This is a genomic window from Streptomyces sp. DG2A-72 (assembly GCF_030499575.1).
In the GTDB taxonomy this organism is placed as follows: Bacteria; Actinomycetota; Actinomycetes; order Streptomycetales; family Streptomycetaceae; genus Streptomyces.
Window position 1 is genome coordinate 6,068,394 of sequence record NZ_JASTLC010000001.1, and the last position, 19,441, is coordinate 6,087,834.

15 protein-coding genes and 1 riboswitch are annotated in these 19,441 nt (G+C 69.4%); of the genes, 11 read left to right on the forward strand and 4 right to left on the reverse strand.

Annotation, left to right across the window (positions count from 1 at the left end; all coding sequences use genetic code 11):
- Positions 1-2: 2 nt before the first annotated feature.
- The 8 genes from nuoL (at position 3) to QQY66_RS29030 (ending at position 10,926) form a co-directional block, all read left to right on the forward strand.
- The gene (nuoL, locus tag QQY66_RS28995; RefSeq protein WP_301983210.1) at positions 3-1,967 is read left to right on the forward strand and encodes an NADH-quinone oxidoreductase subunit L; all 1,965 of its coding nucleotides are present in this window, start codon (positions 3-5) and stop codon (positions 1,965-1,967) included.
- A gap of 5 nt (positions 1,968-1,972) precedes the next feature.
- Positions 1,973-3,544 carry an NADH-quinone oxidoreductase subunit M gene (locus QQY66_RS29000; RefSeq protein ID WP_301983211.1) on the forward strand — a complete coding sequence of 524 codons (1,572 nt, stop codon included), beginning with the start codon at positions 1,973-1,975 and terminating at the stop codon, positions 3,542-3,544.
- A complete protein-coding gene (nuoN, locus tag QQY66_RS29005; protein ID WP_301983212.1) occupies positions 3,541-5,190 on the forward strand; it encodes an NADH-quinone oxidoreductase subunit NuoN in 1,650 nt (549 codons plus the stop codon). The genes QQY66_RS29000 and nuoN overlap by 4 nt, the downstream gene beginning before the upstream one ends.
- Positions 5,191-5,375: 185 nt before the next feature.
- Positions 5,376-7,358: a DNA helicase RecQ gene (gene recQ / locus QQY66_RS29010; protein ID WP_301983213.1), complete on the forward strand. Its 1,983-nt coding sequence runs from the start codon at positions 5,376-5,378 to the stop codon at positions 7,356-7,358.
- A 226-nt stretch (positions 7,359-7,584) separates the two neighbouring features.
- Positions 7,585-8,103 carry a toxin-antitoxin system HicB family antitoxin gene (locus QQY66_RS29015; protein ID WP_301983214.1) on the forward strand — a complete coding sequence of 173 codons (519 nt, stop codon included), beginning with the start codon at positions 7,585-7,587 and terminating at the stop codon, positions 8,101-8,103.
- 111 nt (positions 8,104-8,214) lie between these two features.
- Positions 8,215-9,057 carry a DUF4097 family beta strand repeat-containing protein gene (locus QQY66_RS29020; protein WP_301983215.1) on the forward strand — a complete coding sequence of 281 codons (843 nt, stop codon included), beginning with the start codon at positions 8,215-8,217 and terminating at the stop codon, positions 9,055-9,057.
- Positions 9,058-9,133: 76 nt separating this feature from the next.
- Positions 9,134-10,138 (forward strand): ATP-binding cassette domain-containing protein, encoded by a 1,005-nt coding sequence (locus QQY66_RS29025; protein WP_301983216.1) that lies wholly within the window; start codon positions 9,134-9,136, stop codon positions 10,136-10,138.
- The gene (locus QQY66_RS29030; RefSeq protein ID WP_301983217.1) at positions 10,135-10,926 is read left to right on the forward strand and encodes an ABC transporter permease; all 792 of its coding nucleotides are present in this window, start codon (positions 10,135-10,137) and stop codon (positions 10,924-10,926) included. Before QQY66_RS29025 ends, QQY66_RS29030 begins: the two co-directional genes overlap by 4 nt.
- Positions 10,927-10,950: 24 nt before the next feature.
- Here the strand turns inward: QQY66_RS29030 and QQY66_RS29035 are convergent, their stop codons facing one another.
- Together QQY66_RS29035 and fahA are read right to left on the reverse strand one after the other, a co-directional pair.
- Positions 10,951-11,892, reverse strand: a complete 942-nt coding sequence (locus tag QQY66_RS29035) for a M56 family metallopeptidase (RefSeq protein ID WP_301983218.1) — start codon at positions 11,890-11,892, stop codon at positions 10,951-10,953.
- Between the two features lie 171 nt (positions 11,893-12,063).
- Positions 12,064-13,278, reverse strand: a complete 1,215-nt coding sequence (fahA, locus tag QQY66_RS29040) for a fumarylacetoacetase (RefSeq protein WP_301983219.1) — start codon at positions 13,276-13,278, stop codon at positions 12,064-12,066.
- Between the two features lie 298 nt (positions 13,279-13,576).
- On the opposite strand from fahA, the gene QQY66_RS29045 reads away from it, so the two are divergent.
- Positions 13,577-14,389: an HAD family hydrolase gene (locus tag QQY66_RS29045; RefSeq protein ID WP_301983220.1), complete on the forward strand. Its 813-nt coding sequence runs from the start codon at positions 13,577-13,579 to the stop codon at positions 14,387-14,389.
- Positions 14,390-14,392: 3 nt separating this feature from the next.
- Here QQY66_RS29045 and QQY66_RS29050 read toward each other — a convergent pair whose 3' ends face one another.
- Together QQY66_RS29050 and QQY66_RS29055 are read right to left on the reverse strand one after the other, a co-directional pair.
- Positions 14,393-14,875 carry a transglycosylase SLT domain-containing protein gene (locus QQY66_RS29050; RefSeq protein ID WP_301983221.1) on the reverse strand — a complete coding sequence of 161 codons (483 nt, stop codon included), beginning with the start codon at positions 14,873-14,875 and terminating at the stop codon, positions 14,393-14,395.
- 3 nt (positions 14,876-14,878) lie between these two features.
- A riboswitch (cyclic di-AMP (ydaO/yuaA leader) is annotated at positions 14,879-15,041 on the reverse strand.
- A gap of 279 nt (positions 15,042-15,320) precedes the next feature.
- Positions 15,321-17,309, reverse strand: coding sequence for a CocE/NonD family hydrolase (locus tag QQY66_RS29055; protein WP_301983222.1), 1,989 nt, complete (start codon positions 17,307-17,309; stop codon positions 15,321-15,323).
- Positions 17,310-17,523: 214 nt separating this feature from the next.
- On the opposite strand from QQY66_RS29055, the gene QQY66_RS29060 reads away from it, so the two are divergent.
- On the forward strand, positions 17,524-18,534 hold the full coding sequence (locus QQY66_RS29060; protein ID WP_301983223.1) for a polyprenyl synthetase family protein: 1,011 nt from the start codon (positions 17,524-17,526) through the stop codon (positions 18,532-18,534).
- 200 nt (positions 18,535-18,734) lie between these two features.
- Entirely contained in the window at positions 18,735-18,947 is a 213-nt protein-coding gene (locus QQY66_RS29065) for a hypothetical protein (protein ID WP_301983224.1), read from the forward strand.
- Positions 18,948-19,441: the final 494 nt, after the last annotated feature.

Consider the following 19,441-nt stretch of genomic DNA (forward strand, 5'->3'; position numbering starts at 1 on the left):
TCGTGGAGAACCTGATTGCGCTGCTGGTGGCGGCGCCTCTGCTCGGAGCGGCCGTACTGCTGTGCGGCGGCCGGCGGCTCGATGCCGTCGGCCACTGGATCGGGACGGTCCTCGCGGCCGTCTCCTTCGTGATCGGCGTGGTCCTCTTCGTCGACATGCTGGGGAAGGGCGCCGAGGAACGCGAACTCGGCCAGCACCTGTTCAGCTGGGTGCCGGTCGAGGGCTTCCAGGCCGACGTCGCCTTCCAGCTCGACCAGTTGTCGATGACGTTCGTCCTGCTGATCACCGGCGTCGGCTCGCTGATCCACCTGTACTCGGTCGGGTACATGGAGCACGACGAGCGGCGCCGCCGCTTCTTCGGTTATCTGAACCTGTTCCTCGCGGCGATGCTGCTGCTCGTCCTCGCCGACAACTACCTGCTGCTGTACGTCGGCTGGGAAGGCGTCGGTCTGGCGTCCTACCTGCTGATCGGCTTCTGGCAGCACAAGCCCAGCGCGGCGACCGCCGCGAAGAAGGCCTTCCTGGTCAACCGGGTCGGCGACATGGGCCTGTCGATCGCGATCATGATCATGTTCACGACGTTCGGGACCTTCGCCTTCGGCCCGGTGCTCGGCAGCCACGAAGAAGAGGGCCTCGTCGGCGGCACCAGCGAGGCCACCCTCACCGGCATCGGGCTGATGCTGCTCCTGGCCGCCTGCGGCAAGTCCGCCCAGGTGCCGCTGCAGTCCTGGCTCGGGGACGCGATGGAGGGCCCGACCCCGGTCTCGGCCCTCATCCACGCCGCGACGATGGTGACCGCGGGCGTCTATCTGATCGTCCGCTCCGGAGCGATCTTCAACGCCGCGCCGGACGCGCAGTTGGCGGTCACCGTGGTCGGCGCCGTCACGCTCCTGTTCGGTGCGATCGTCGGTTGCGCGAAGGACGACATCAAGAAGGCGCTGGCCGGTTCGACCATGTCGCAGATCGGCTACATGATCCTCGCCGCGGGCCTCGGCCCCATCGGCTACGTCTTCGCGATCATGCACCTGGTGACGCACGGCTTCTTCAAGGCCGGGCTGTTCCTCGGCGCCGGCTCGGTCATGCACGGCATGAACGACGAGGTCGACATGAGGAAGTACGGCGGCCTCAGGAAGTACATGCCGGTCACCTTCGTCACCTTCGGCCTCGGCTACCTCGCCATCATCGGCTTCCCGGGCCTGTCCGGCTTCTTCTCCAAGGACAAGATCATCGAGGCGGCGTTCGCCAAGGGCGGCACCGAGGGCTGGATCCTCGGCGGCGCGGCCCTGCTCGGCGCGGCCATCACGGCGTTCTACATGACGCGCGTGATGCTGATGACGTTCTTCGGAGAAGAACGCTGGCGGCACGCCAAGACGGCTTCCCCCGCCGAGCCGAGTGTGGAGCCCGCCGCCGAAACCCACGGCGAGCACGCGGAACCGCATCCGCACGAGTCGCCGAGGTCCATGACGATCCCGATGATCCTGCTGGCCGTCGGATCGGTGGCAGGCGGTGCCTTCTTCAGCATCGGCGACCGCTTCCTGCACTGGCTGGAGCCCATCACCGGGCACGACCACGGCCACTCGCCGATCAGCGCGGGAGCGGTCACGGGAGCGACCGTGGCGTGCATGGTCATCGGTGTCGCCCTCGCCTACGCGCAGTACGGCCGCCGCCCGGTCCCGGTCGCCGCCCCGCGCGGGTCGCTGCTCACCCGGGCCGCCCGGCGCGATCTGCTCCAGGACGACTTCAACCACGTCGTCCTGGTCCGCGGCGGCGAGCACCTGACGCGGTCCCTGGTGTACGTCGACCACACCCTGGTCGACGGAGTCGTCAACGGCACGGCGGCCTCGGTCGGCGGCCTCTCCGGACGGATGCGCAGGCTGCAGAACGGCTTCGCGCGGTCGTACGCGGTCTCGATGTTCGGCGGCGCGGCGATCCTCGTCGCCGCGACCCTGCTGATGAGGGCGGTCTGATACCGATGTCCTTTCCACTGCTGACAGCGACGGCGGCGCTCCCGGCGATCGGGGCGATCGCCACGGCCGCCGTACCGGCCGCCCAGCGCACCGCCGCCAAGTGGCTGGCGCTGCTGGTCTCGTTGGCCACCCTCGGGCTGGCCATCACAACACTGGTGCGCTTCGATCCCGACGGTGACCGCTACCAGCTCACCGAATCCCACGCCTGGATCGCGGAGTTCGGGGTCCGGTACGAGCTGGGCGTGGACGGCATCGCGGTGGCGCTGATCGCGCTGACCGCTCTGCTGATCCCGTTCATCATTCTCGCGGGCTGGCACGACGCCGATCCGCTGGAGACCGGAAGCAGGCGCTGGCGGCCGACGCAGGGCTTCTTCGCCCTGATCCTGGCCGTCGAGGCGATGGTGATCCTCTCCTTCGAGGCCACCGACGTCTTCCTCTTCTACATCTTCTTCGAAGCCATGCTGATCCCGATGTACTTCCTCATCGGCGGCTTCGGGGACCGTGCCCACGAGCACGGCGAGAAGGTGGCATCGACGCAACGGTCGTACGCGGCCGTGAAGTTCCTGCTCTACAACCTGGTCGGCGGTCTGATCATGCTGGCCGCCGTGATCGGCCTGTATGTGGTCGCCGGGAACTTCTCGCTCCAGGAGATCGCCGAGGCGCGGGCCAACGGCTCGCTCGACATGGCGACCAACACCGAACGCTGGCTGTTCCTGGGCTTCTTCTTCGCGTTCGCGGTGAAGGCACCGCTGTGGCCGCTGCACACCTGGCTGCCCAACGCGATGGGGGAGGCCACCGCTCCGGTCGCCGTCCTCATCACCGCGGTCGTCGACAAGGTGGGCACCTTCGCGATGCTCCGCTTCTGCCTCCAACTGTTCCCGGAGGCGTCGAAGTGGGCGACGCCCGTCATCCTCGTACTGGCGCTGATCAGCATCATCTACGGGGCGCTGCTCGCCGTCGGGCAGCGGGACATCAAGCGCCTGGTGGCGTACGCGTCGATCTCGCACTTCGGGTTCATCATCATGGGCATCTTCGCGATGACCAGCCAGGGCCAGTCGGGCGCGACGCTGTACATGGTCAACCACGGGATCTCGACGGCCGCGTTGATGCTGGTGGCCGGCTTCCTGATCTCGCGGCGCGGCTCGCGGCTCATCGCGGACTACGGGGGCGTGCAGAAGGTCGCTCCGGTCCTCGCGGGCACGTTCCTGATCGGTGGCCTGGCGACTTTGTCGCTGCCCGGACTTGCCCCCTTTGTCAGTGAATTCCTGGTCCTGGTCGGCACGTTCGCGCGCTATCCGGTCATCGGGATCATCGCCACGTTCGGCATCGTGCTGGCCGCGCTCTACACCCTGGTCCTCTATCAGAGGACGATGACGGGCCCGGTGAAGGCGGAGGTCGCGGCGATGCCGGACCTCCGGGTGCGTGAACTCGTGGTCGTGGCCCCGCTGGTCGCGCTGCTGATCTTCCTGGGCGTCTACCCGAAGCCCGTCACGGACATCGTGAACCCGGCGGTCAAGCAGACCATGTCCGACGTAGAACAGAAGGATCCTCAGCCCGAGGTGGAGGCGGCCAAGTGAGTACAGCAGTCGTCCACAGCCTGTGGACAACCGCGGCCGATCCGATCTCGAAGATCGAGTCGCCGAAGATCGAATACGGACAACTGTCGCCGACCTTGATCGTCGTCGGGGCGGCGGTGGTCGGGGTGCTGGTCGAGGCGCTGGTACCGCGCAAGGCCCGCTACTACGTGCAGGTGTTCGTCTCCGTCGTGGCGCTGGTCGCCGCCTTCGCGGCGGTCGTCGCGCTCGCGGCGGACGGATACGGCACGACCCGCGCGGGCATCGCGGCGATGGGCGCCATCGCGGTCGACGGGCCGGCCCTGTTCTTGCAGGGCACGATCCTGCTCGCCGGTCTGGTTGGTCTGTTCACGTTCGCCGAACGGAGGCTGGACCCGGCGGCGCACGGCAACCGGGTCGACTCGTTCGCCGCGCAGGCCGCCTCCGTGCCGGGCAGCGACAGTGAAAAGGCCGCGGTCAAGGCGGGGTTCACCACCACCGAGGTGTTCCCCCTGCTGCTGTTCGCGATCGCGGGCATGCTGGTCTTCCCGGCGGCCAACGACCTGCTGACGCTGTTCATCGCCCTGGAAGTCTTCTCGCTGCCGCTGTATCTGCTGTGCGCGATCGCCCGCCGCAAGCGGCTGATGTCGCAGGAGGCCGCGGTCAAGTACTTCCTGCTCGGCGCGTTCGCCTCCGCGTTCACGCTGTTCGGCATCGCGCTGCTGTACGGCTACGCGGGCTCGGTGTCGTACGCGACGATCGCGCAGGTCGTCGACGGCACGGTCACGAACGTCACCCCGGCGCTCGCGGACACCATGGGCAACGACGCGCTGCTGCTCATCGGCGCCGCGATGCTCGTGATGGGCCTGCTGTTCAAGGTCGGCGCTGTGCCGTTCCACATGTGGACGCCGGACGTCTACCAGGGCGCACCGACCCCGGTCACCGGATTCATGGCGGCGGCGACCAAGGTGGCCGCGTTCGGCGCGCTGCTCAGGATCCTGTACGTCGTGCTGCCCGGCCTGCGCTGGGACTGGCGGCCGGTCATGTGGGCGGTAGCGATCGTCACCATGCTCGGCGGTGCGATCGTCGCGATCACGCAGACCGACATCAAGCGGCTGCTGGCGTACTCGTCGATCGCGCACGCGGGCTTCATCCTCGCGGGTGTCATCGCGACCACGCCGGACGGGGTGTCGTCCGTGCTCTTCTATCTGGGCGCCTACTCGTTCGTGACGATCGGCGCGTTCGCGGTGGTCACGCTGGTACGGGATGCCGGTGGGGAGGCGACGCACCTGTCCAAGTGGGCCGGTCTCGGGCGCCGTTCGCCGCTCGTGGCGGCCGTGTTCGCGGTGTTCCTGCTGGCCTTCGCGGGCATTCCGCTGACCTCCGGCTTCGCCGGGAAGTTCGCCGTGTTCAAGGCGGCGGCGGAGGGTGGCGCGGGCCCGCTGGTCGTGGTCGGTGTGATCTCGTCGGCGATCGCCGCGTTCTTCTACATCCGCGTCATCGTGCTGATGTTCTTCAGCGAGCCGACGCCCGAGGGCCCGACGGTCGCCGTGCCGTCGGTGCTGACGACGACGGCGATCGGCGTGGGAGTGGCAGTCACGCTGGTCCTCGGTGTGGCGCCGCAGTACTTCCTGGACCTGGCGAGCCAGGCGGGAGTGTTCGTGCGCTGAACCGATCCGGACGCATACAGCCGCCCGGCACCCCACGCTCTGGGGTGCCGGGCGGCTGTATGCGTGAGGTGGCTGCTGTTCCGTGGGTCTCGGGGCGGGTGAAGCCTGTGGATAACTCCGACGGTGTCAGAGCGGGCCCCTATCGTGGAGGCAGTGGTCGAGGTACGGCGTACGGGGGCACAGCGATGGGTGGGACGGGCGGGATCGGCGGGATGACAGCGGTAGCCGGGAGCGAGGCGCTTGCCACGCTCCACAGGGTCTTCGGGTACGACAGTTTCCGCGGCGAGCAGGAAGCCGTCATCGAGCATGTCGTGGCCGGCGAGGACGCCGTCGTGCTCATGCCGACCGGGGGCGGCAAGTCACTGTGCTACCAGATCCCGTCCCTGGTCAGACCCGGTACGGGCGTGGTCGTCTCGCCGCTCATCGCGCTGATGCAGGACCAGGTGGACGCGCTGCGGGCGCTCGGTGTGCGGGCCGGGTTCATGAACTCCACGCAGGACTTCGACGAGCGCAGGGTGGTGGAGGCCGAGTTCCTGGCGGGCGAGCTGGACCTGCTGTATCTGGCGCCGGAGCGCCTGCGGCTGGATGCCACCCTCGATCTGCTCTCGCGCGGCAAGATCGCCGTCTTCGCGATCGACGAGGCGCACTGTGTGTCCCAGTGGGGCCACGACTTCCGCCCTGACTATCTGGCCCTCTCCCTGCTCGGGGAGCGCTGGCCGGACGTCCCGCGGATCGCGCTCACGGCGACGGCCACACACGCGACACACCAGGAGATCACCCAGCGGCTGAACATGCCGACGGCCCGCCACTTCGTGGCGAGCTTCGACCGGCCCAACATCCAGTACCGGATCGTGCCGAAGGCCGACCCCAAGAAGCAGCTGCTGAGCTTCCTGCGCGAGGAGCACGCGGGCGACGCGGGCATCGTGTACTGCCTGTCCCGCAAGTCGGTGGAGTCGACGGCCGAGTTCCTGAGCCGCAACGGCATCGAGGCGGTGCCGTATCACGCCGGTCTGGACGCGGGCACGCGCGCGGCGCATCAGTCCCGGTTCCTGCGGGAGGACGGTCTGGTCGTGGTGGCGACCATCGCCTTCGGGATGGGGATCGACAAGCCGGACGTACGGTTCGTCGCGCACCTGGATCTGCCGAAGTCGGTGGAGGGCTACTACCAGGAGACAGGGCGTGCGGGGCGGGACGGGCTGCCGTCCACAGCCTGGATGGCGTACGGGCTCAACGACGTCATACAGCAGCGCAAGCTGATCCAGTCCGGCGAGGGGGGCGAGGCGTTCCGGCGACGGGCCGCCGCCCACCTGGACTCGATGCTGGCGCTGTGCGAGACGGCGCAGTGCCGCCGGGGCCAGCTCCTCGCCTACTTCGGTCAGGATCCCGATTTGGCGGGCTGCGGCAACTGCGACACCTGTCTGACCCCGCCGGAGACGTGGGACGGCACCGTCGCCGCGCAGAAGGTGCTGTCGACGGTGGTGCGGCTGCAGCGGGAGCGCGGGCAGAAGTTCGGCGCGGTGCAGATCGTCGACATCCTGCTGGGCAAGCGCACCGGCAAGGTGATCCAGTTCGACCACGACCAGCTGTCCGTGTTCGGCATCGGCGAGGAGCTGTCCGAGGGCGAATGGCGGGGCGTCGTACGGCAGTTGCTGGCGCAGGGGCTGCTCGCGGTCGAGGGGGAGTACGGCACGCTGGTGCTGACCGAGGCGAGCGGGGAGGTGCTGCGGCGGGAGCGGGAGGTGCCGCTGCGCAAGGAACCGAAGAAGCCGGTGTCCACGCGTACGACGTCGTCCTCGTCCGGCCGGGGCGACCGCAAGCCCAAGGCGGCGGTGGCCGAGCTGCCCGAGGAACTGCTGCCCGCCTTCGAGGCGCTGCGCGCGTGGCGCGCCGAGCAGGCCCGTGAGCAGGGTGTCCCGGCGTATGTGATCTTCCATGACGCCACCCTCCGGGAGATCGTCACGGTGTGGCCGACGTCGGTGCGAGGGCTCGGCGGTGTCAGCGGGGTGGGTGAGAAGAAACTCGCGACGTACGGGGAGGGCGTCATCGGGGTGCTGGCCTCGCTGGAGGGCGGGGCGCCCGGCTCCGCTCCCGCGGTCGCCGGTGCAACGGGAGACGACGACCACTGGCCCGAGATGGACGCGGAACCGGAGCCGGACGACTGGGGATAGGGGGCCTGTGACGCCGCAATGGCGTCACGTGGTGCCAGGTGGCGCCATCTGGTGCCTCGCGGTGCCATTCTGTGCGCCGAGGAGTGCATGAGGGCATGTGGTGCCGCGATTACTCAAGCGGGTGCCAGTGCGTTTCTGCAGGTCAGGGCGGATTCGGCAGGGCTCCGGGTCCAGGGTGTCATCTCACGGCTTGCATGTAGCGCCATTGTGGTGCCATGATGGCGTCATGGACCTCACGCCGTATGTCGACACCCTCCGCCGTGAACTCGCGGTGGCCGCCGAAGCCGGCGGTGACGAAGCCCGCGAGCTGGCCGAGCGGCTCACGGCTCCCCTGGAGTCGGCGACCCGTCTGACGCTGCTCAATGTGCTCTCCGCCGCGATGGACGAGATCACCCGTGAACTCGCTCCCGGCTCGGTCGACGTACGGCTGCGTGGGCTCGACCCCGACTTCGTGGTGACACTGCCGTCGACCGACGACGGCACCCCCGCGGAGCCTGTCGCGCCCGTCGAACACCTCAGGGCCCCGGCTCCCGCCGACGGTGACGAGGGTGGCACCGCTCGCGTCAATCTGCGGCTGCCGGCGCACCTCAAGGCGCGTGCCGAGGAGGCCGCGAGCCGTGAGGGGCTGTCGGTCAACGCGTGGCTGGTGCGGGCCGTGTCGGCCGCGGTCGACGGTGGCGCCCGGCCGCATACGACGGAGAAGGTCAGGACCGTCGGACAGAGCTTCACGGGCTGGGTGCGCTAGCCGGCCTCCGGCCCGCACTACCCAGCCCGCGCCACCAACACCCACACCACTTCACCCACACCACGTCCCACCAGCGGGGACACCCCAAAGACTCAAGAGGACGGGACAGCCATGCCTTCTTTTGACACACCCGAACCGATTTCGGTCACGGCGCACGTGGGGGCCGGTTCCATCCAGTTCACCGCGGGCGACCGCCTCGACACGGTCGTCGAAGTGCGGCCCGGCGACCCGAAGAGGGACAAGGACGTGCGGGCCGCCGAGCAGACCGAGGTGACGTACGTCGGCGGCGTCCTGACCGTCAGGACCAAGGAGCGCTACCTCATCGGGCCGTCCGGCTCCGTCAACGTGACGGTGGATCTGCCCACAGGATCGCGCGTCGACGTGACTGGCTCCTGGGTCCAGGCATTTGGCGAAGGCCGGCTCGGCGAGGTCCATATGAAGACCTCGACCGGCGACGCCCGCTTCGATGAGACCGGACCGGTGCAACTGACCGTGTCCCACGGCTCGATCACCGTGGACCGCATCGAGGGCGACGCCGAGATCACCACCAACTCCGGCAACATGCGCGTCGGCCTCGTCGATGGCTCCGCCGTCCTGAAGAACTCGCACGGCACCACGACCGTCGGCACCGTGACCGGCGATCTGCGGGTGAACGGCACCAATGGTGGCATCGATATCGCGCGCGCCGCGGCGTCGGTCACCGGCACCTCGACCAACGGCCACCTTCGCATCGCCGAAGTCGCTCGCGGCGAGGTCCAGTTGGAGACCTCCAACGGTGCCATCGAGGTCGGCATCCGCAAGGGCACCGCCGCCTGGCTCGACGTCAGCTCCAACCGTGGGCAGGTACGCAACACGCTCGCCGCGTCCGAGGCTCCGGAGCAGACCGAGGACACCGTCAAGGTCCGCGCACGGACCAACTGGGGCAACATCGACATCCGCCGCGCCAAGTCCTGAGCGCCCCATCCTCAACACGCCCCATCTCAACACGCCCCATCCCCACCCCACTCCAGCCTTCGAAAGGGAGGGCTCCATGCCTTCATCTGTCATGCCCACGTCCAGGCGTGGCGGCGACGGTCCGCAGTCGCCCGCCGCCGTCTCCACCGTCGGTCTGCGCAAGTCGTACGGCGACAAGACCGTTCTCGACGGCATCGACCTGCGCATCCCGGCCGGTTCCGTGTTCGCGCTGCTCGGGCCGAACGGCGCCGGGAAGACCACCGCTGTGAAGATCCTGTCCACGCTCATCACCGCCGACGGCGGACAGGCCCAGGTCGCGGGCCACGACATCGCCGCCGAACCGCAGGCCGTGCGCGGCGCGATCGGTGTCACCGGGCAGTTCTCGGCCGTGGACGGGCTGATCACCGGCGAGGAGAACATGCTCCTCATGGCGGACCTGCACCACCTGTCCAAGTCCGAGGGGCGACGGGTCGCCGCCGAGCTGCTGGAACGCTTCGATCTCGTCGAGGCCGCGAAGAAGCCCGCGCAGAGCTACTCCGGCGGTATGAAGCGGCGGCTCGACATCGCCATGACGCTGGTCGGCAGTCCACGGATCATCTTTCTCGACGAGCCGACCACCGGTCTCGACCCGCGCTCCCGCCACAACATGTGGAGCATCATCCGCGAACTCGTCTCCGACGGGGTCACGGTCTTCCTCACCACCCAGTACCTGGAGGAGGCCGACGAACTCGCCGACCGCATCGCGGTGCTGAACGACGGCAAGATCGCCGCCGAAGGCACGGCCGACGAGCTCAAGCGGCTCATCCCCGGCGGACACGTCCGACTCCGCTTCACCGACCCGGCCGCCTACCAGTCCGCCGCCACGGCGCTGCGCGAGGTCACCCGGGACGACGAATCCCTCGCCCTGCACATCCCCAGCGGCGGCAGCCAGCGCGAGCTGCGCTCCATCCTCGACTGGTTGGACTCCGCCGGCATCGAGGCGGACGAGCTGACCGTGCACACCCCCGACCTCGACGACGTCTTCTTCGCCCTCACCGGCTCGGCCGACGTCCCCAACCAGCCCAAGGAGAACGTCCGATGAGCGCCCTCCCCCTCGCCGTGCGCGACTCGTCCACGATGCTGCGGCGCAATCTCCTGCACGCGCGCCGCTACCCGTCCCTCACCCTGAACCTGCTGCTCACGCCGGTCATGCTCCTGCTGCTCTTCGTCTACATCTTCGGTGACGTGATGAGCGCGGGCATGGGGGGCGGCGGCGCGGACAGGTCCGAGTACATCGCCTACCTTGTGCCTGGCGTCCTGATGATGACCGTCGGCTCCACCGCGGTCGGCACTGCCGTGTCCGTCGCCATGGACATGAACGAGGGCGTCATCGCCCGCTTCCGCACGATGGCGATCCACCGCGGCTCCGTGCTCATCGGGCACGTTCTCGGCAGCGTGCTACAGGCGGTCATGAGCGTGGTCTTCGTCGGCGCCATCGCCGTGGCCATCGGCTTCCGCTCCACGGATGCCACGGCCCTGGAGTGGATCGCGGCATTCGCCCTGCTCACGCTGTTCACCCTGGCGCTCACCTGGCTCGCGGTCGGGATGGGACTGGTCAGCCCGAACGCCGAGGCGGCCAGCAACAACGCGCTGCCGCTGGTCTTCCTCCCGCTCATCTCCAGCACCTTCGTCCCGATCGACGCGATGCCGGGCTGGTTCCAGCCGATCGCCGAGTACCAGCCGTTCACCCCGGCCATCGAGACCCTGCGCGGTCTGCTGCTCGGCAGCGAGATCGGCCACAACGGGTGGCTCGCCATCGCCTGGTGCCTCGCCCTCACCGCACTCGGCTACTTCTGGTCCAAGTCGGTCTTCAACCGCGACCCGAAGTAGCGGGGCCATCCCCCTCCGGTCCCCTTACGCCAACGCCGTCAACCCCGGGCCGAAAAGGATCAGCAGGGGCAGCAACGGCACCAGCCCGGCCGTCGTCGTAGCGATGATCCTGCGACGGCGGCCCAGCCGTGGGCGGGGCTCAAGGAGCCGGTCCACGCGCTCGCCGAGCAGGCGGTGGCTGGATGCGCAGGAGAGGACGCCCCGGTGCTGGTTGAGCTCGATCAACGCCAGTGCGGTGGTCAGGTGGCCGCACCGGCGGGATGCCGTGTCATCGGCGGCGAGTTCGACCAGGCGGTGGGTCTGGTCGCAGAAGTGGGCGAAGAGCGGGATGCGGGGGAAACCGGTGGCGAGGGCGGTGGACAGGTGCAGCAGCCAGTCGTGGTGGGCGCGGGCGTGGTCGCGTTCGTGGGTGAGGACGGCGTCGAGCTGGTGGTCGGTCAGCCGGTGCAGGGCGCCGGTGGTGACGACCAGTTGGGGCGGGTTGCCGGGCATCCACCAGGCGTCGGGGTACTCGTCCTCGAGGACCAGAAGTGGACCGCGCGCGGCGGCACCCAGCCCGGCCGGAAGTTCGGGGGCGCGTTCCCGCAGATGCGCTCGGGTCTGGCCGCGGCGCCTGCGCGCCTCCACCAGCTCGCGGGCGAGCACAGCCGTCGTCCAGGCGGCTCCGCAGGCCAGCAGCAGGGTGAGGGCGGCGGCCCAGGCCGGGGCCGTGGACAGGTCGTACGCGGCGGTCACCGACGGTGGCGCGGGGGCGAAGACCCGGTCGCGGACGGTGTGGAAGACGGCGGCCGTGCCCAGCACGAGCGCCGTCAGGCAGCACAGCAGCACGGTGGCGACCAGGCACTGCCACACCCACAGCCCGACCACGGGTTCCCGCTCCGGCCACACCGCCCCGGTCAGCGCACGCGGGACCGGCACGGCGGCCGTGAGGGCGACGACGCTCAGCAGGAGCAGGCAGACGGTCATGCCAGGGTCTCCGGATCCTGGTCGGGAAGGCTGCGCTTCGGGAGGGGGTGCGGCTACTGGGCATCCCGCCCGCCGTAAGTATGACGGCGTTGGACGCCCGAGTCATGGCACAAGCACCACCCGATCCCCGCGCCTGCCCCCTCCGGCCCCCCCCCGCGTCAGCTCTCCGCCTCAGCTCCCCGCCACAACCCGCCCCACAACCTCCCCCAACCCGACCCGCACCCCGTCCGCCCCCGGCGCCCAAGCCGACAGCGTCACCACGTCCCCGTCCTCCAGGAACGTCCGCTTGCCGTCGGGGAGTTCCAGGGCGTCGCGGCCGTTCCAGGTCAGTTCCAGGAGGGAGCCGCGTTCGTGTTCGGCCGGGCCGCTGACCGTGCCGGAGCCGTAGAGGTCGCCGGTGCGCAGGGAGGCGCCGTTGACGGTCATGTGGGCCAGTTGCTGGGCGGCGGTCCAGTACATGGTGGAGAAGGGGGGCTCGGAGACCACATGGCCGTTGACGGCGACCGAGATGCGCAGGTCGTAGCCACCAGGCTCCTCCTGCGCATCGTCCAGATAGGGCAGCAACGCATGTGTCCGCTCCGGCGGCGCCACCCGCGCCTCCTCCAGCGCGTCCAGCGGCGTGATCCACGCCGACACCGACGTGGCGAAGGACTTGCCGAGGAACGGGCCGAGGGGGACGTACTCCCAGGCCTGGATGTCGCGTGCGGACCAGTCGTTGAGGAGGCAGAGGCCGAAGACGTGGTCCCGGAAGTCACCGAGCCCCACCGGTCGGCCCATCGGCGACGGCGTGCCCACCACGAAACCGACCTCCGCCTCGATGTCCAGGCGGACGGAAGGGCCGAAGACGGGCGCCGGATCGGCGGGGGACTTGCGCTGCCCGGACGGTCGTACGACATCCGTGCCCGACACGACCACCGTGCCGGAGCGGCCGTGGTAACCGATCGGCAGATGCTTCCAGTTGGGGGTCAGGGAGTCGGGGGCGTCGGGGCGGAAGATACGGCCGACGTTCCGGGCGTGGTTCTCGGAGGCGTAGAAGTCGACGTAGTCCGCGACCTCGAAGGGGAGGTGCAGGGTCACCGAGGACAGGGGGTGGAACATCGGCTCGACGGTCTCCCGGTGGGACGGCACCGTCAGCCACGCCGTCAGCGCGCGCCGTACGTCCGACCAGGTGGTGCGGCCCGCGGCGAGCAGCGGGTTGAGGGTGGGCCGGGCGAGCAGGGGGGCGTACGGGGAGCCGAGCGCGTGCGCCGCCGCGCCCGCGTCGAGGACGTGGTCGCCGAGCCGGACCCCGACCCTCCGCTCCGTGGTAACGGCGGGGGAGAAGACACCGTACGGAAGGTTGTGCGGGCCGAAGGGGTCGCCCTCGGGGACATCGAAGGGGGGCATGGGTGCTGCCTCGCTCTCGTGCGGTCCGTATGCCAGGTGTGTCATGTGGTCGCGGCACACGTTACGGGGGCGAGGCCTGCTGCGGCAGCCGCAGGTCAGCGACGTCACCGAAGCCGTTCCGGACGGCGGCGGTGGCCTGCTGGAGGTGCCTTCGGGAAGGAGACGTCACGGCGTCACGGTGTCAGCCGGTCCAGGGGCGTCCCGAGGGAGTGAAACGGGGGCGCTCCGGCCCAAGTCGCCGTAGGAGGCGTCCTGTTCGCGTCGAGTCGGTGGGGCTTTCTGTCCGTATTCTCTGATCATGGCCGCACCCATCGCATATTCACTCATCGCCACTGACCTGGACGGCACCCTGCTCCGGGGCGACGACACGCTCTCCGACCGGTCGCTCGCCGCGCTTGCGCAGGTGACGGCGTTCGGCGCCCGGCACTTGGTGGTGACGGGGCGGCCGGCCCCGAGGGTGCGGCCGTTGCTCGACATCCTCGGCTGCGGGGGGCTCGCGGTGTGCGGACAGGGCGCGCAGGTGTACGACGCCGGCGCGGACCGTCTGCTGTGGTCCGTCACGCTGGACCGGGAGCTGGCCGAGACCGCGCTCGGCAAGATCGAGGCGGAGATCGGGCAGGTGTACGCCGCCGTCGACCAGGATGGCGTCGACGGGCTCACACTCATCGAACCGGGGTACCTGATGCCCCACCCGACCCTGCCCGCCGTACGCGTGGGGCGCCGCGACGACCTGTGGTGCGCGCCCATCAGCAAGGTGCTGCTGCGTCATCCTGCCCTGTCCGACGACGAGTTGGCGGCGACGGCGCGCGCCGTGGTGGGTTCACTCGCGACGGTCACCATGTCGGGGCCCGGGACCGTCGAACTCCAGCCATGCGGGGTGACCAAGGCGACCGGGCTCGCGCTGGCCGCCGAGCATCTGGGACTGGGACCTGGGCAGACCGTCGCCTTCGGGGACATGCCCAACGACATCCCCATGTTCGACTGGGCGGCGCACGGCGTCGCCATGGCCAACGCCCATCCCGAACTCAAGGCGGTGGCCGACGAGATCACCCTCTCGAACGAGGACGACGGCATCGCCGTCGTCCTCGAACGTCTCTACCCGACGGGGTAGTTCTCAGTACGCGCCGAAGACGTTGTCGATCGAGCCGTACCGCTGGAACGCGTAGTTGCAGGCGGCGGTGATGTTCGCGACCGGGTCGTACGGGTTGAACGCGGTGCCGGCCACGTGGTACGCCTCGAAGGTCGGGTCGATGACCTGGAGGAGGCCCTTCGACGGGGTGCCCGCGGCGGCGTTGGAGTCCCAGTTGTTGATGGCGGCCGGGTTGCCCGAGGACTCCCGCATGATGTTGCGGTAGATGCCGTCGTACGACCCGGGGATGCCGTTCTGCGCCATCACCTGGAGGGACGCCCGGATCCAGCCGTCGAGGGTGTCGGCGTAGCCCAGCGAGGTGGCGGTGGCGACGGTCGGGGTGGCCGCCGAGGCGCTGGTCGCGCCGATGACCGGCAGCGCGAGGACGGCGACGCCGGTGCCGGCGACGGCGACGGCGCGGGTGATGCGAGCGGTTCTGGTACGACGGTGCTTACCGGCTGCAGCCATGGCGAAGTTCCTCTCCGGCGCCTGCGAGGTGAGCTGTCGGGTTCGGGCTGGGAGGTGCCCGGCCACACCCTGACGGACATGGCTTCACCCCGAGCCGTCCCGGCGCGGCGTCCGGTCCGGCGGCTTACCTGGGTCCCCCGCTCCTGCCGTGCGGTGAGTTGGTCAATGGGTCGCTCGGGCGGCGGCAGGATTCGGCGTCCGCCCGACAGGCCGGGAACGTATGCGAGAGCACATGTCCGAAACAAGCATCGGATTCACACATCGCACCTATTGACCTTGGTGTGGGGCGAATGTGCTGCTTGATCCTTTGCGGTTGCCAAGCTCAACTGGCCATGGCGGAAGGCGGATCGGCGGATGCCTGTGTGTTTTCTGTGCAGGCCGGGACGTGAGTCAAGTCACGTGCGTTCGAAAGAATGGCAAAACGGGCAATCGGGCCAAGAGGGTTTTATCGACCGGCCGTTCGCGGGATGCGCTTCTCCCAGGTCCGATGGAAGATGACTTGGTCGCCCTCCGTGCAGATCACCTCGTCGGAGGCGGTGAAGTGGTCCCCGTCACAGCCGATCTCCGAGCGGCTGCGGACCGTGGTGTTCCAGCCCTGTTCCGGGCGGTGCAGCCGGATCGACCAGTCGGAGCGGGCGCGGGCCGACAGTGGGTCCGTCTCGTCGATCGTGTACGTCTCCAGCGCGTCCTCGGTGCACTCCAGTCCGTCGGGGTACACGCGTGTGCCGCCGTACCGCGGGTCGACCTCAAGGCGCCACGCGCCCCGCGCGACGTCCCGCACCACCAGGCGCTCGGGGTGCGGCTCGTCGAGCGTGGCGGGGAAGTTGACGCCCAGCGGCTCGGCCTGCTCGGGCTCCTCGAAACGGATATTTCGGTCAAATTCCCGCTTTCGTACGGGCAGTTCGAGGAAGCTGCCCGCCGGGTCCAGGGTGAAGCCCGCCGCCGAGTCGGGCTGTGGCCAGATCCACGGCCAGTACGCGGAGGAGACGGCGAGCCGGATGCGGTGGCCGGGCGGGAAGGCGTGGCCGATGGCATTCAGCTCGATGGTCACCTCTTCGGTGGTGCCCGGCACCCACGGCACGGTTCGGTCGCGGCCCTGTCGTGCCGAGAGGTTCAGCGCTCCGCGCGTGACCAGGGTCGACGAGCCGTCCGGCGCCATGTCACATACCCTCGCCACGACCTGCCCCCGCGGCGCCTCCGCGGTCACCCGCAGCCCCACCCGCGCCCGCCCCAGTACCCACGTCTCCTCGGCCACCGCGAACTCGAAGCACACCGACCGCGCGTCCTCCTCCCGCTGGTCCGGCGGCAGGTCGGCATCGTTGCCGATGGGGAGGAAACGGCCGGCGTCCACCCCGGTGTGCATCGGCGACCGTACGAGGACGGGGGCGCCCTGACAGGCGTACGTCACCGTCGTCACGTTCGGGGAGGGCCACGCGGGCTCGCCGACCCAGCGGCCGGGCAGGGTGCCGTAGGCCGTGGCGGGGCGGTGGGAGTCGGTGACGTAGGCACGCAACAGGGTCTCGGGGAGCGCGCCCTTGCCCTTCAGCCAGTGGTCCCACCAGCGCAGCGTCTCCTGGAGGAACCCGATCGCCGGGCCGGGCGGCAGGTCGCGGTCGGGGTACTGGTGCGACCAGGGGCCGATCAGTCCTCGTACGCGATCGGACGGAAGGTGCTCGACGAGCCGCAGCACGCTGTCCCGGTACGGGTCGTGCCAGCCGCCCACCGCGAGGACGGCCGCCTTGATCGCGCCGTAGTCCTCGCAGACGCTGCCATGGCGCCAGTACCGGTCCCGGGTCTGGTGGGCGAGCCAGGTGTGGACGAGGGGCTGGACGGCCTCCATGCGCTCGACCCACATCTCGCGCCAGGCCTCGCCGACGTACCGCGGATCGGGCGGCCGGGAGGCGAAGGCGAGCATGGTGGCGGCCCGGGCGTGCATGTCCGCGAGGACGGAACCTCCCATGTAGTGCACGTCGTTGTCATAGCGATCGTCCGTCGAGCAGACAGTCACGATCGCCTTGAGCGGCTCGGGCGCGAGGGCCGCGATCTGGAGGGAGTTGAAGCCGCCCCAGGAGATGCCGAACATGCCCACCTTGCCGTCGCACCAGGGCTGCGCCGCCAGCCAGTTGACCACCTCGACCCCGTCGGCCAGTTCCGTCACCGCGTATTCGTCGCCCGGCACGCCCTCACTGTTGCCGTGCCCGCGCACGTCGACCCGGACGGAGGCGTAGCCGTGGCCCGCGTACCAGGGGTGGCGCTGGAAGTCGCGCGGGGCGGTCCAGTCGGTCAGGCGGTACGGGAGGTATTCGAGGAGCGCCGGTACGGGCTCGTCGGTGAGCGGGCGCCACATGCGCGCGTACAGCAGGGTCCCGTCCGACAGGGGGATGCGGAGGTCGTCGTGAGTCGTCTCGTAGGGGAAGGGTGTACGGATGTTCATGGACACACCTCCCTACTTCCGAGTAAGTCGATAGATTTCCATTCTTTTCAGATGATCGAAAACATACCGGTCGTGATCCGATACCGCCCGTGCTGCACGGGTGGGTGGGCATCGGTGATCGAAAGGTGACCGGATACGCTGACTTGAGTGATGGCAGCGACCTATCGACAAACCGTGTAAACGCCAGTGGACACCAGCAGACAGGAGACCCCTCGTGACCGTCGTCGGGCCGTTCGGGCTGAGCGTGCGGGACCAGGCTCTGGAAGCCGATGTCCAGGCCGGATTGACGGCTGTCGAGGAAGGGTTGCTCGAAGCCACCAAGAGTGAGGTCCCGTTCATCACCGAGGCCGCGCAGCATCTGGTGCGGGCTGGCGGCAAGCGGTTCCGGCCGCTGCTCGTGATGCTCTCCGCGCAGTTCGGGGACCCGTACGCACCGGGGGTCGTGCCGTCCGCCGTGGTCGTCGAGCTGACGCACCTCGCGACGCTGTACCACGACGACGTGATGGACGAGGCGGCCGTACGGCGCGGGGTGCCCAGCGCGAACGTCCGCTGGGGCAACTCGGTCGCCGTGCTCACCGGCGACTTCCTCTTCGCGCGCGCCTCGCACACCCTCGCCGATCTCGGTCCGGAGGCGGTGCGGGTGCAGGCGGAGGCGTTCGAGCGGCTGGTGACCGGACAGATCCTGGAGACGGCCGGCCCGACGGACGGCCGGGATCCCGTCGAGCACTACCTGGACGTGCTGAGCGGGAAGACCGGGTCGCTGGTCGCGGTGTCGTGCCGGTTCGGGGCGATGATGTCGGGCGCCGACGAGACGGTGATCGACGTGCTGACGCAGTACGGGGAGCGGCTCGGGGTCGCCTTCCAGCTCGCCGACGACGTACTGGACATCGCGTCCGACTCGCACGAGTCCGGGAAGACGCCGGGGACCGATCTGCGCGAGGGGATTCCGACGCTTCCGGTGCTGCGGCTGCGGGAGCGGGCGGCCCGGCTGGGGCTGGCCGAGGATGTCGCACTGTGCGAGCTGCTGGACTCCGACCTGAGTGACGACGCGCGGCTCGCGGAGGCGCTCGCCGGGTTGCGGGAGCATCCGGCGCTGGAGCAGGCGCGGCGGGACACGGTGCGGTATGCGGAGGATGCGCGGGCCGCGCTGGCTCCGTTGCCGGAGTGCGATGCCAAGGCGGCGCTGCTGGAGTTGTGTGACGCCGTGGTGCATCGGGCGGGCTAGTTCCGGCGCTGGGCGGCGAGGGCTGGCGGCGTGACACAGGTCACATTGCTGGATTGCATCCAGACTGAGATCGCCTCTGTATTCATGCCCAGAAGCTGACGCGGGGGGCCTCGGCTGCACTCCGGGGAGGCAAAAAGAATTATGGGCATGAACGCGACTACTCACTGCGCCGTAAGAGCCTGATCGTCATCGCTGTCGCGGTGGCCGCCGCCGGTGGTGTCGCCGCCGCGGTGATTCCCGCCTTCGCCGCCGGAGGCAACCGCGCCGACCATGCGGGGCACACCGGAGGCGGAGGCATCGTGAGCCAGAGCGGCACCGTGGCGCGCGGCAAGGGCGGAACCATTCTCGCCGCCAGTCTGCGGGGCGCGGGCGAGGTGCCCGTGCCTGAAGTTGGTAGGTTCAGCTTGCGCTGATTCGCCCTGAGTCGGCGTGTGAGCGGCTCACGCAGTTGCTCCAAGAGTGCAAGCCGGCCGAACCGACACCGGCTTGAGTTCAGGGTGACGGGTGGTCGCCGCTGGTGACCACCCCGCCCCTGTTCCCAACTCCGGTATGCCGCAGTGGATCGCGCCCGACCGCAGCGCCGTCACCGGATCGGTCATCAGCAGGACGCCCAACGGCGACAAGAACATCCCGGAGCTGGACCTCAAGGCCACCCGGTGCCATCGTCGGCGTGCCCTACCAGGCGGACCACGTGTTCATCCAGGGCTGATCCACGCACTGATCCACAACGAAGGGCGGCGTCTTCCCCGTGCGACCCCTACGGGTCGGGGGAGGCGCCGCCCTCGCATGTCATACCGCAGCAGTACGCGGAGTTGGCTCCGCAGGTTGACGTATACCTCCGGCGGATTTGGTCAACTGGAGACCACGGGAAAACACCACTCCTCACCGATTCGGGTGAGAATGGCGG